General features: G+C 34.6%; 11 protein-coding genes, 1 riboswitch and 1 other annotated feature. Of the genes, 5 read left to right on the top strand and 6 right to left on the bottom strand.

Going from position 1 to position 13857, the window contains the following annotated elements; translation table 11 throughout:
- The first annotated feature begins 223 nt into the window (after positions 1–223).
- A complete protein-coding gene (locus tag AC3WVZ_RS07755; protein ID WP_000823337.1) occupies positions 224–688 on the top strand; it encodes a YozF family protein in 465 nt (154 codons plus the stop codon).
- A gap of 215 nt (positions 689–903) precedes the next feature.
- On the opposite strand, the gene AC3WVZ_RS07750 is transcribed toward AC3WVZ_RS07755, so the two are convergent.
- The gene (locus AC3WVZ_RS07750) at positions 904–2166 is read right to left on the bottom strand and encodes an MFS transporter (RefSeq protein WP_233936246.1); all 1263 of its coding nucleotides are present in this window, start codon (positions 2164–2166) and stop codon (positions 904–906) included.
- A 137-nt stretch (positions 2167–2303) separates the two neighbouring features.
- On the opposite strand from AC3WVZ_RS07750, the gene AC3WVZ_RS07745 reads away from it, so the two are divergent.
- A complete protein-coding gene (locus AC3WVZ_RS07745) occupies positions 2304–2789 on the top strand; it encodes an 8-oxo-dGTP diphosphatase (protein ID WP_001134945.1) in 486 nt (161 codons plus the stop codon).
- Between the two features lie 29 nt (positions 2790–2818).
- On the opposite strand, the gene AC3WVZ_RS07740 is transcribed toward AC3WVZ_RS07745, so the two are convergent.
- Genes AC3WVZ_RS07740 through AC3WVZ_RS07730 form a run of 3 tightly spaced genes read right to left on the bottom strand, consistent with a single transcriptional unit; the run spans position 2819 to position 5974 of the window.
- Positions 2819–4444 (bottom strand): YndJ family protein, encoded by a 1626-nt coding sequence (locus AC3WVZ_RS07740; RefSeq protein ID WP_063219834.1) that lies wholly within the window; start codon positions 4442–4444, stop codon positions 2819–2821.
- 5 nt (positions 4445–4449) lie between these two features.
- Positions 4450–5061: a DUF4166 domain-containing protein gene (locus tag AC3WVZ_RS07735; protein WP_063219833.1), complete on the bottom strand. Its 612-nt coding sequence runs from the start codon at positions 5059–5061 to the stop codon at positions 4450–4452.
- 4 nt (positions 5062–5065) lie between these two features.
- Positions 5066–5974: a DoxX-like family protein gene (locus AC3WVZ_RS07730; protein ID WP_233936245.1), complete on the bottom strand. Its 909-nt coding sequence runs from the start codon at positions 5972–5974 to the stop codon at positions 5066–5068.
- A gap of 193 nt (positions 5975–6167) precedes the next feature.
- Positions 6168–6354, top strand: a riboswitch (Lysine riboswitch).
- Between the two features lie 202 nt (positions 6355–6556).
- Here AC3WVZ_RS07730 and AC3WVZ_RS07725 point away from each other — a divergent pair.
- Complete coding sequence (locus AC3WVZ_RS07725) at positions 6557–7786, top strand: aspartate kinase (RefSeq protein ID WP_048657254.1); 1230 nt, start codon at positions 6557–6559, stop codon at positions 7784–7786.
- A gap of 229 nt (positions 7787–8015) precedes the next feature.
- Positions 8016–8468 (top strand): VOC family protein, encoded by a 453-nt coding sequence (locus AC3WVZ_RS07720; RefSeq protein WP_001107259.1) that lies wholly within the window; start codon positions 8016–8018, stop codon positions 8466–8468.
- 58 nt (positions 8469–8526) lie between these two features.
- On the opposite strand, the gene asnA is transcribed toward AC3WVZ_RS07720, so the two are convergent.
- A complete protein-coding gene (gene asnA, locus AC3WVZ_RS07715) occupies positions 8527–9510 on the bottom strand; it encodes an aspartate--ammonia ligase (RefSeq protein ID WP_233936244.1) in 984 nt (327 codons plus the stop codon).
- A 70-nt stretch (positions 9511–9580) separates the two neighbouring features.
- Positions 9581–9839: a binding site (T-box leader), on the bottom strand.
- A gap of 406 nt (positions 9840–10245) precedes the next feature.
- Here asnA and AC3WVZ_RS07710 point away from each other — a divergent pair.
- Positions 10246–10380, top strand: a complete 135-nt coding sequence (locus AC3WVZ_RS07710; RefSeq protein ID WP_000047588.1) for a DUF3934 domain-containing protein — start codon at positions 10246–10248, stop codon at positions 10378–10380.
- A gap of 98 nt (positions 10381–10478) precedes the next feature.
- Here the strand turns inward: AC3WVZ_RS07710 and AC3WVZ_RS07705 are convergent, their stop codons facing one another.
- The gene (locus tag AC3WVZ_RS07705) at positions 10479–13673 is read right to left on the bottom strand and encodes a DEAD/DEAH box helicase (protein ID WP_065211697.1); all 3195 of its coding nucleotides are present in this window, start codon (positions 13671–13673) and stop codon (positions 10479–10481) included.
- Positions 13674–13857: the final 184 nt, after the last annotated feature.

The following is a 13857-nucleotide window of genomic DNA, read 5'->3' as shown; positions in this document are numbered from 1 at the left end:
TATTAAAACGTAAAAATAGCCCTTTTAAAAAGGGCAGTAATCTAAGTATAGAAAAAACAAATTTATTCTTTCTTACTTCATACGTAATGATGCTAGCTATAAGAGTAGTGAATAAGATATTGATTCACTACTCACAACAACCACTTTACATTATATGGTATATTAACTCATAAAAAGAAAATAATAACAAGTAAATCCATTAAAGAATGGGAGCTCTCAAAAAATGAAACGAAAAATATTAACTCTCTTTACGCTTATATGTTTAGCACTACCAATGCAAGCTAGTGCTTACACATTTCAGTCACTACCGATTGCATCAAAGTCTAAACAATGGTATGTCGAAATTGATAAATCTCATAACTCAAACAAGCAAGCAATCCAGCCGAAACAAGGTGTATTTGATACGTATAGTTTACTCGTAAAAAACATCGGTCATGATGTATCAAACGTATCCGTGGAAATACTTGATAACAATCCTACCTCTAAGGCTACCTTTAAACCTACTACACCTAATGAAAATATTTCTAAAAGTCATACAAGCTTTGACTACATGGTATTCCCATTAGACTTTAATAGTCATAATTTTAAAGTTGTGATCACTTGGGAAGAAAAGAATTTCTCTTATAACGGCCATCCGGTAAATGAAGGTAAAAAAATGAAACAAACATTTGTATTTAATGAAGAATAAGTCCTAATTTCTTTAGGGCTTATTCTTCTTTTTTGAAACCTGCTTGTATCGCTTCCGTCACTTCTTTTGTGATTTCTAATTTTGTTGCTTCCATACTAATTTTTTTGTGCCAAATATGTATGGAAGGCTTTTCATTACAAAGATGTTTTATTAATACTAGTTGATTATATGCTAAGTTATTTTCTATATAGGTCTAGCCCTCTTTTCCCATATAATCAATTAAATCGACGAATACTCGGTACAGACAATGCGATTCCAATTGTTAAAATTACTAAACTAGCTAGTGTTATAATAGTTATCTCGCCACCTATGACAGTAGCTAACCAGCCTACAACTACGTATCCTAATGGCAATAAAGCAAAAGAACCCAACATATCAAGGCTTGCCACTCTTCCGAATGCTTCTTCTGGTACAAGCTCCTGTAAACTCGTTTCCCAAATGAGTCCAAATATCATCATGCCAAATCCTTCAATTGCCATTAAGAATATTAAAGCGGGTGCCCAAGAAATGAATGGCATAATTAATAAAGCAATGCCACTCATTAAAACACCTCCATAAGCCAGTAATCCTCTCTTATGCCACAGCTCTTTCCCACCAAATATTAATGCGGCAATTACAGCCCCACCACCAGAAAAGGCCATGCCAAGTCCATACACGTAAGCTTCAAAATGATGATGAACATTAAATAACCATGGAATTAATACGACGATAATGCCGGCATAACAAATATTTATAAAAGAAAAAACTAAAATTGTAATCCACAGCCACGGATGACTTTTTAAAACGAAAACACCTTCCATAAACTCTTGTTTGTAATTAAGCTTACTCTTTTCAATGGGTTTTACTTTTTTAAACTTAATTTCTTTTAAAAATAATAAACATAAAAATGATGATAAGTACGTTGCTGCATCTAGTCCGAAACCTATCCCTGCAGATGCAACCGATACGATTAACCCACCAAGTGCTGGCCCAATTAATCGTATACCTTGATTACTCATTTGAGTGAGTGCGTTAGCTGCATTACGAATTTCAGGGACGAATACTTTCGCCCTTACAGCAGAATATGCTGGTTGGAATATCCCTTCCATAAGTCCGTATATGGCAACGAGAATATATAAAATCGTAATTGTTAATAAATCCATAAATATAAGCGATGCAAGTAATAGCATTAATATACAGCGGATTATATCCGTAAATAACATTAACCTAACCCGATCAATTCGGTCTACAATTAAACCCGCAAACGGTAAAGCAAGAATATTAGGTAGCATGTACATTGCCATCGTCATCCCCATTACAACTGTTGAACCAGTTAATGAATACACAACAACTGGAAGTATGACCATAGTTATCGAACTACCTAAGGCCGAGAGTAATTGTCCAATCCATAAAAACTTAAAGTGCGTTGATACTTTAACTGGTAATAATAATTTTCCAATATAACCTAAACTTTTCTCCTTTTGTATTTCTCCTTGCATGTCTCTCCCCTCTTTTCGAATGACTATAGAATTTATAATATATAACTGAAAATTTATAACATTCCATTTCTAATTATATAAGAAACAATTATGTTATGGTAAAATTATCAAAAAAATATAAAGGAGAATACATCATTATGCCTCCAAATTCACATAACATCGAACATCAGATCTATACAATGTGTATGATCCAACGTAACAATGAAATTTTACTCATAAAACGCCCCAGCCATCGAGGTTTCCCTGGCTACATCGCTCCTGGCGGCAAAGTAGATTTCCCCGAAAGTATCGTTCAAGCCGCTATAAGAGAAGTAAAAGAAGAAACTGGATTACTTGTTTCCAATTTAACTTTTAAAGGATTAGATGAATATGTCAATCCGAAAGGTAATGTTCGATATATGGTATTTAACTATTGGACAGACTCATTTGAAGGTGAACTTCTTTTGAATCCTCCTGAGGGTGAATTATTATGGATACCAATCAATACAGCACTAAAGCTACCTATGCAAACTTGGTTTAAAGAAAGATTCCCATTATTTTTTGAAACAGGCACTTTTGAAATTCAACGTGTTTGGGATAATGAGCTAAATAAACAAATTTCTATGACAATTACTCATACATAAAAAAGCTTGGAAACCCATCCAAGCCTTTCTTACTTCTGTGCAATTTTTTCAATCTTATAATGAATATGTAAAAATTCAAGTCCAAATAGCCACATGCTATGATGAGCTGTTAACATTTTATCCTTACCCTCTGTAATGATGAAAGTCTCTGCTAACGGTAAACGGATTGTTAAGAACCGAGTATGTAAATAAATCCCCTCATCTCCCTGGCCATTTTCTCTTAACTTACTAGTAATGATTAAATCATGATTATCATTACATAGCCTCAAAATACCAGTCATATTCGAATAAGGTAAAGGTAAGGCGATATTCATATATATCTCATTCTTATTTGTATGCTTTGAATAAAGAGCTACAAAAATAGATTCACCTGCTTCATTTTTCCTTATCCAAGCCCTTACATTCTCTCTTCCGTCTTTCTCATCTATTACACTAATGATAGAGCCATGCATCGTTTCCCAATTGCCGCCCATACCTAAATGTATTTGTTCTACACGCTTACTCATTTTCTCATAGCAAAGTGCGAACGGACGGAACCAACGAGTCCATTTAATATTTGATTGCAACTCATACTCTGTTGTATTTTCATAAAAATGAATCATACTTAAAGGAACCTTCGTCACATCAAATGCCTCACTATGAAAGTCATTTACTTTATCGACTAAACCGTTGTATTCCTTACTGTCTACTAAATTGTTGCTATATAAATAAGCCTCACCAATTGCCACATTTCCTCTTAACTTACTCATTGGTTTCCCATAGTATTTATAATTCGGAACACTCTTTTCAATCACCCAGCCGATAAATGCCGGTAACGCTACTCCAATTCCGTTGACAACACCATGAATCCAAACCATTTGAGCAATTGTAATCGTCAAGACATGCTTCAAATTCCCGTATGAATATATAAGTGAGAACATAATTGTAACCATGAGTGTACTAGACGAAACGATTAGAAGAATCTTTGCACTGATAGCATTAAATTTTGCTCTCCAAACGTAAAATCCATACCCATAAATTGCACATAAATATAGGAACACTGCAAAAAATTCAAATATTCTTGAGTATGTAATTCCTATTGCAACTGTCATAGGTGAAATCATGATGATAAACATAATAGCATCATACACTTTACTTCTCTTTTCTCTTTTTCTCCCTATTAAACCAGCTGATAATGGCAATAGAAACGCCGAATAATGAAAATGTGCAGCTGTGAGTAAAACAATGTCAAAGCTAAAATGCATAATTGAAAGTTTTGCTACTGAAGCAAAAAACCAAAAACCACCTAAAAACAAATAAATAAACGCACTATCTATGGCGATTTCTTCTAACGGCTTCCATCCTCTTTCTAGCAATCTACTTACACCAAATAACGCAACAATTCCTGTATATACAAACCAAACTAGCGCAAATACATTGTAATTTGTGACGAAAGCTAGCATTGCACAAATTGCTGCGATTGGATATAAAAACGATACGGATTTATAAAATAATAATTGCGATCCATCTCTTTTTCTTTTATCAATAATACAAAATGACATTGGTATAAATAATAAAACAGATAATAATATAATTGCTTCAACAGGATTTATATTCGACCACTCACATATTAGAAAAACAACATAACAAGCAAGCCCAAATATTATATTTTTCATATCGTTTATTTCCTTTCCACAAATGTTCCCTTATATGAAAAAAGCGAGCCAATTAACGGGTTTCGTACTTGTACATGAATTCGAAAACACTGTAGTGTTTCATCATAACTTTCAACAATTTTTGCCTCACCATACAAAAATTTTGGTAACGGCATTTTTCTTCCAAACATATAAAACCATTGTTTCTTTGAAGAAATATGCATTGCCCCTAACTCATCGATATGAAAATGCAGTGTAGAAACGAGTAAATGTGGTTCACCAAAATAATCTACAATTTCATTTTCGTTTTCATCCAATTGCATAACTGCATTAAAATATCTTTTCTTATTATGGAAATAAAAAGTACGGTTCCACCTTACTAATTCTCGTCCATATTCATCTCGCTCAGCTATGTTTTGTATCGTAAATGGAATTTCCTCTCCTCGTTCCGAGAAAAACATTCGAAACTTCGATGTAATTTTCAATATAAATTTCACGAAAAAAGAGCCACCGTAAATTTCATCCATTTTTCCTTCCCCTGTAAAACTATTCTCTTCTGTAATCGCATAACGCTTCTGCAATTCAGGATGAAGATTTTTATAGGTATCCCCTAATAATCGTTCATACATATTAGCCATACACTTATCCCTTTCTCGCCCTCTTGCAATTTTTCGCGCTTGGTAAATCGAAACTATTTATATAACCGACAATTGATAACCCCATTAGAAGAACATTTAATGTAATCGGATTAAACGGCCCTGTAAAGCTTGCAATATTCGTAAATCCTGCTGCTAACGTTAAAACTAGTAATACAATAATATGCAGTATAAATAATTTTCGTTTTATTATTGGCAACAGCCATACGACGCCGAAAATTATTTCTAACATCCCAATTATTTTAAGTATACATATACTACTTTCATTTGAACCGATTAATACAGAAAGCATCTTTACTTCTTCTAAATGAGTAAACAGTAGTTTTGGCACTATCCCTTGATATATCCATACAAAAGCAAATAAAAAACATACGAGCCAATACGTCATTGTTCTTCTAATTAGTAACCTAGGATGAAGCCCCTTTTCTAACCATAATTTTAAAGCATCAAAACTCCAAGCAGTCGCCCAACCTAATAACGGCCGAAATATATAGCAATCTATTACATTCCCTACATGACCAAATCTTGTATCATAATCATATTGTGTCTCAAAATGGATGTATTCTTTATTTGGCGTATACTTCCAATAACCACGTCCTATTTGAATAAGAGATAATGTATTATCCGTCCAAAATTTTAAAGAAGAAATTCTTTCACCAGTTTCTTTTCTTATTTCACCTATTGATTCCCCTTCTCCAGCTATTTCAAGCCCAAATCCAATCTTTGTTTTATACAAAAACTTCTGTGGTTCTCCTTCTTTTTTCTCTAAATACGAAATTTCAGTAAAGCGAGCATCCCGCTCTGTATGTATAGCTGGTTCTTGCGTATATTCCCATAATTTTCCCATCGTCGTGTTCATTTTTGTCGCAACATAAATAGGCTGTTTCCTTTTCATTCTCCCCACCTCCTATGCACTATAAGTTTAATGTACATGCAATGAATTTATTTTGCTACATTTTTCACAAACTTCCTCAGAAAAAAGAAAGAATTTTTAAAATATATATAAAACACTTGATTCCCCGAAAAATTTAAATTATTATAAAACAAATGTTACCAACAACTTCATAAATCAAACACTCTCGCCTAAAACGTGAGATAGAGGTTGCGATACTTATGAGTATTCTAATGGAGACACAGAGATATCTATGAACTTAGATGAAAGGAAGTATTGCCGAAATTGATAAATTTCTCTGCATTTATCAATTGGGGCTGTTTTCGAATAGAAACAGAACTGTCATATGTACAGACGTGTACGTATGAAGAGCTATCTACAAAAAAGAGATATCATTTTTTATGATATTCCTTTTTTGGCGGTTTTTTTATTAGCTCCGTTTTCTGTTTCCCTTTTCCTGTAACAGCACCATCCTCACTTATTTGAGATGGTGTTTTTTGTTTGTCTTTCTGGTAACTACAGGAGTATTGGGATTGATATATTTCCTAATCTATTCTTAAAAATAGACGAAAGAAGGAATTTGTAATGGAAACAATTGTTCAAAAATTTGGTGGCACTTCTGTCGGAAGCGTCGAACGCATTCAACATGTAGCAAATTTAATTATTGAAGAATATGAACGAGGTCATAGCATTGTCTCTGTCGTTTCAGCAATGGGAAAAAGCACAGATGAACTTGTCGCACTCGCTAACGCTATCACAGAAAATCCAAGTAAACGTGAAATGGATATGCTTCTATCTACAGGAGAACAAGTAACTATTTCATTATTAACAATGGCACTGCAAGCAAAAGGCTATCATGCAATTTCATTAACAGGGTGGCAAGCAGGTATTACGACAGAATCTGTACATAGTAGTGCACGGATTACTGACATTCATACAGATCGTATTCAATCTTATCTTGCTGAAGGTACGATTGTTATTGTAGCTGGTTTCCAAGGAGTCAGTGAAGATTTTGAAATTACAACGCTTGGACGAGGCGGTTCTGATACAACTGCTGTCGCATTAGCTGCTGCACTAAACGCAAAAAAATGTGATATTTACACAGATGTGACCGGCGTATATACGACGGATCCACGAGTTGTAAAAGATGCTTACAAATTAGATGAAATTTCTTATGACGAAATGTTAGAACTTGCAAACCTCGGTGCTGGTGTATTACACCCGCGTGCTGTTGAGTTTGCTAAAAATCATAATGTCATTTTAGAAGTTCGCTCAAGTATGGAACAAGAAAACGGAACAATTGTAAAAGGAGAATGTAACATGGAACAACAATCAATCGTTAAAGGTATTGCATTTGAAGATAATATTACACGCATCACAGTGAAAGGATTAGAACAAGGTTCACTTTCAACTGTTTTCTCTACATTAGCAGCGGCACATATTAATGTAGATATCATCATTCAAAGTATTACAAATGAAGGAACTGTTCATCTCTCCTTCTCCATCCATTCTAATGATTTAAGAGAAACATTAGAAGTATTGGAACAAAATCAAGAGGCACTTCACTATGAAGCAGTAGAATATGAAAATCATTTAGCAAAAGTATCAATCGTAGGATCTGGCATGGTATCTAACCCAGGTGTCGCTGCAAATATGTTCACTACTTTAAAAGAAGAAGATATTCATATTAAAATGGTAAGTACATCAGAAATTAAAGTGTCTGTCGTTATTGACCGCCTTCATTTAGTAACAGGCGTTGAGGCGCTGCATCAATCATTTATGGCGAAAATTGAGCCTTTCGTGCAAATGAGCTAATTTGATATGTTTAGTAACGCTTATAAAAAAAACATATTAATCTACTTCCTTCCTATTAAATAAAAAGCTATTCGTTAACAAGATGCTATATGATATATTAAAAAACACCTTGTCACATTTTCCTATACTGTGACAAGGTGTTTTTGACTGAAAGGAATTTGTAACTACTTAGTAGTATAATTATGAGGATAATTAAATAATAAACTTTTATACATAAGGAGATAAGACTATGGCAAAAAACAAATTACTACGAATGGACAATGTCAGCATCGTTGTAGAATCCCTTGATAACGCAATCTCTTTCTTTGAGGAGATTGGCTTGAATCTCGAAGGTCGAGCAAATGTCGAAGGTGAATGGGCTGGTCGCGTAACTGGACTCGGTTCTCAGTGCGTAGAGATTGCTATGATGGTCACTCCAGATGGCCACAGCCGAATTGAACTTTCGCGATTTCTCACCCCTCCTACTATAGCAGATCACCGAACAGCTCCTGTAAACGCCCTCGGTTATCTACGCGTCATGTTCACTGTCGAGGATATTGACGAAATGGTATCGAGACTCACTAAGCATGGTGCAGAGCTCGTTGGCGAAGTAGTTCAGTACGAGAACTCGTATCGTCTCTGCTACATTCGTGGAGTCGAAGGAATTTTAATCGGTTTAGCAGAAGAACTCGGTAATAAATAAGTAATGTTTTATAAAAAAGAGGGAATAGCTCTATATTTAAGCTATTCCCTTACTTCTATTAAAACAGATGAATGTTTTCTTTCTTGCAAGCTTCACGTAAATCGTCAGGCCATACAGAAGATTGAACTTCACCGATATGTGCTTTACGTAAGAAGTACATGCACATTCTTGATTGTCCAATGCCACCGCCGATTGTTAATGGTAGTACGTCTTCTAGTATACCTTTATGGAAATCATACTCACGTTTGAAGTCTTCACCAGTTTTCGTTAACTGATCATCAAGTGATTTACTATCAACACGAATTCCCATTGATGATAACTCAAATGAAGATTGTAGTACTGGGTGCCAGAATAAAATGTCACCGTTTAATTTCCAATCGTCATAATCAGCTGCGCGTCCGTCATGCTTTTCACCTGAACGAAGTGCATCACCAATTCCGATAATGAAGACTGCACCGTGTTCTTTTGCAATTGCATGTTCACGATCTTTCGGTGTTAATTCTGGATATTTATCTTCTAATTCTTGAGAAGTAACGAAAACAATTTCTTCCGGTAAATACTTTCCAAGGAACGGATATTTTTCAAATAAGTGATCTTCTAAATCTTTGAATATTCCATAAATTGTTTGTACTGTTTTTTGTAAGTATTCAACAGTACGCCATTCTTTTTGAACGATTTTTTCCCAATCCCATTGGTCAACATAAATGGAATGCGTTGCATCAAGTTCTTCATCACGACGAATCGCGTTCATGTTTGTATATAAACCTTCACCAGCTTCATATCCGTATTCATGTAATGCAAATCGTTTCCATTTCGCTAGTGAATGAACAATTTCTAATTCTTCTCCTGATTGTAACATATCAAATTCAATTGGACGTTCTACACCGTTTAGGTGATCGTTTAATCTTGATTTTTTCGTTACGAATAATGGTGCAGATACGCGGAATAGTTCAAGGCGTTTTGCTAATTGGTCCTCGAAAAATGTTTTAACTTCCTTAATTGCAATTTGAGTCTCTCTTACTGTCATTAATGATTGATACATGGTGGTTTCCTCCTAAAATGTTTGGATGTTGTGAAAAGAAGCCAACAAAAAAAGCCCTTCTTTCCCAAAAAACTGGGACGAAAGGCTTTGGTTCCGCGGTACCACCCAAATTAGCAACAGAGGTTGCTCACTTATACAATACGGAGATGAAATATCTCGATACTGTTCTTCTTGTAACGGCGAAGTTCCCGGCTAAGTCTACTTTCCTATAAAGGATTTCGGTTAGCAACTCCAGGAGGTTCTTCATAATAGGCTTCGTATCAGGCTCACACCACCCCTGACTCGCTTAAACTACGTCCTACTACTACTCGTCCTTTCATAGTCGTTTTGTTGTCACATCTCTGAAACATTTTATTAATGATTATTCTATACAAAAAATAAAGAAAGTCAACAAAAAGTTTTAAAATGTTTTTCAATTCTTTATTTTACGGCTTTATTGATTGTTGTTAATTTAACATCTTTACTTTTTCTGCCTCGTCAATCCAAAAAATGTTTCACTGACCGAAACTAACGTATACACAACAATTAATGTGATCGTTCGGAATATAGAATCTGCAGTATTTCTTATTATTTTCATTTTCTTTATAATTCCTTTCAGTTTACTTGCAAATTCATGTTATACTATAGCATTCAAGCAGTTTATTTTTACTTACAGCAATCATAGTCATTTATAAAGAGTATTTTCTAAATCATTGACTATTATCAAATAAGATTTTTATATAACGGAGTGATCATATGAGTAAAACGAAAGCAAAACCGAAAAAAGGTGTAGGACAAGGTACAGGAAGTAAAGGATGGAACCGTTGGCAATCAAGTGCAAAGAAAAAGGCAGCTGCCAAACCCTACAAAAGTAAAGGTACAAAGAAGTAATTTAAATAACATTTGATTTCTTTACTTTGCACAAAACAAAATATAATTATTACAACAAAAAGCTATGCTTTCACATGTGAAAGCATAGCTTTTTCATATTAAATCATTAAAATATCTCTTATTTCTTCCTCCGTAATGGATGCTAATTTTTCTTCTCCTGGCTCAATCACTTCAGCAATTAAATTTTTCTTACTTTCTTGCAGTTCATGCATTTTCTCCTCAATTGTTCCGTGGGCTACTAGCTTTATAACTTGTACTGTATTTTTTTGCCCCATTCGATACGCTCTATCAGCCGCTTGTTGTTCAACAGCTGGATTCCACCATAAATCGTATAATATTACTGTATCTGCACCAGTTAAATTAAGTCCGGTACCACCAGCTTTTAAAGAAATGAGAAATAGATCCCCTTCTCCTTCGTTAAACCGATCGCACAGCTCTACACGATCCTGCGCTGGTGTACTCCCGTCTAAATAAAAGTATGGAATTGCTTGTCGATTTAACTCACGACCAATAATGGAAAGCATCTTCGTAAATTGAGAAAAAATTAATATTCTCTTCCCTGTACTTCTACATTCCTCTAAAATCTCTAACAGTTGTTCAAATTTAGCTGAACTTCCTTTGTAATCATCAACAAATAAAGCAGGATGGCAACAAATTTGTCGCAATCTCGTTAAACCAGCTAAAATTCTAATTTTATTTTTACGTAACGTATCTTTGTCTAAATGCTTTAACGTTTCTTCCCTTAGCTTCGCTAAATAAGCAGCATAAAGACTCTTTTGATCGGGTAATAACTCCGATGATTGTAAGTGCTCTATTTTCTCTGGCAACTCATTTAATACGTCCCCTTTTAATCGTCTTAATACGAATGGTTTCACTCGCTTCGCTATATCTTCACGCCTTAAATCACCGAACTCTTTTCTTCCTGGTAACAATTCTGGGAAGACGACATGGAAGATAGACCATAGCTCTTCTAATGAATTTTCTACAGGTGTACCCGTTAGCCCAAAACGGTATTCAGCTTGAATTGTTTTCACAGCTCTTGCCGTTTGCGTTGTAGGGTTTTTAAACGCCTGCGCTTCATCAAGGAATAGTGTATGAAATGGTCTTGCATACAATCTTATATCTCTTCTCAGTAATGGATATGACGTAATTACAACATCAAATTCCGTTATATCTTTCAAAATTTTCCGGCGCTCTGCTTGAATTCCATCTGCAATAACTGCTCTAATATGCGGGGCGAATTTTTTCAATTCACTAAACCAATTATAAACAAGAGATGATGGTGAAACGACTAATATTGGCAGTTTCTTTTCTCGAATCTCAGTCAAAACAGAATCTATAAAAGCAATGCTTTGCAACGTTTTTCCAAGTCCCATATCATCTGCTAAAATACCGCCAAAACGGTAATGAGCAAGTGTTTTCATCCATTCGAACCCATATACTTGATACTTTCTCATTTCTGCATTTAAAGTATTTGGCACAGCAAACTTTAATTTTTTCGGGTTTTGAATGTTTTCTACTAACTCTTGAACAGAATCATCCAAACTTAAAACATTGCCTTCATGAAGTCCGTTCATCCATTTTACACTTCGAATAAGCGGAACATTTACCTCTTCTCCATGTAAAAATTCTTTCCGAATACCTGATTCTTTTATAAACTGATTAATTTCATTAAACTCTTTACTCTCTAGCGATAAAAACGAACCATTCGCCAATCGATAATATTTACGTTTCTCTTCAAGGGCCGCTAATACACCTTTAATTTCTGCTTCTGGTATTCCTTTTATATCAAAACGAAATGACAACCAATCAATTCTTTCTTTTCTTCTCACTCTAATAAGAGGAACTGCATCCCCTTTACTAATTCGCAATTTGATTGCTGTTGTCGCATAAATATCAACTAAACCTTTTAATGTTGGCACAACGTGATATAAAAAGTTATACTCAGCTTCTTCATTATGCATAAAGTAACCGCCTTCTGTTTTTGCAAAAGCACTTTCACTCATAATGTCTAAAATCTCTTTTTCCTTTTTCTCATCACGGTTAAAAACAGACGGCTGTCCATCCTCTTCTAGCGGATTAATCATAACGTTCCCATAGTGAAATTCAAGACCTGCTAATAAGCGATTTTTCACGCGGTCTAAATACAATTTCGCTTTTAGCGAAGGTGTTTCAACACGATCCGATATTACTTCATCAATGTGTACAGTTCCGAGCTTCATTAATCCTGGTACAACTTTCGCGACGAAATGTTCCATCTTACTTTCTGGAATATAAAACTGATTACTATTTGAGCGACTCATCATCTTTTGTAATTCAATAAGTCGCATACAATCTTCAATGTGTAAGTGATATAATTTCCCATCGTAAAGTGCATTGTTATACATATCCATAACTTGTACACGATTTAAACCATCTATATGAAGTGTAAATCCGCCATTATTTCCCTTCGTAAATTCAAAGTGTAACGGCAACAACCCTTTTGAAACTTGTAATCCCTGAAACAGTTGTTCATTTTGTTTCAGCTGTACATATTCAGCTTTAGAAAGTGAAAAGAGCATATCTTTCCATGAAGCTGGTGGTATAAATATCATACTTTCATCTTGTTTCGCGTGTACTTCTAGCGTATCTTCATACATTTTTTCGTTATGATACATTTTAATGAGCTGCTGAATAATCGCATCCGTTTCTTGTTTAAAACTATGTATATCTGGTGTATATGTAAATTCATTTGAACAATGAAAAGACTCTCTTTTCTCCACCTTAGAAAGAAATTCTCTAATATGATTTATGAAATACACTTTGGCAAGTTTCAATTGAATTCCAAGAAGAGCCCCACCACTTCTCGTAGCAACTGGTGTACATATAAACTCAATATCTAATATTTCACGTGTATCAAAACGGTGTTGTTTACTTTTTGGCCTCAGTGGTTTGTCTGCAAACAGCTGAAACATACCACTTGTCAATTGATCATTTCTGCTACTAGTGGAGCTCATTCCACCTATTTGTTGATTATAGTTTATTTGTATTAATACTGCTGCAACATGTTGACAGTACGTTTGAAAAGACGCTAATGAAGGACAACTACATTTTGCAACAACATCACCCTTTTTGGCTTTTGCTACTGTAACATGGAAATCCTCGTTCCCTTTTACTGTCGCCTCACAAATTTCTTTATTTTCATCGTAATGATCTATTATCACTTTATTTGATTTATAATAGGCTTCACCTCTTTTATATGAGGTCTCTCCGCACACTTCTTTAATAATCGATTTATTCAATGTGAAACTCATCGCTTTGACACTTCCTTAATATAAAACCATTTTCTCTTACTTAACATTTTACATGCTCCACGAGAAAATATAAAATGTTGATTTAACAAAAGAAGATGCTTATTTATAAGCATCTTCTTCCAGGCTGTGGAGAAAGTCTTCTCCACAGCCTGTTTTTGTGTCTGAACCTCTTTTTATGTGTCAA

The organism is Bacillus sp. CPT56D-587-MTF, assembly GCF_058792335.1.
Note: the sequence above shows the minus strand (reverse complement) of the source record. Positions and strands in the feature narration are given on the sequence as shown.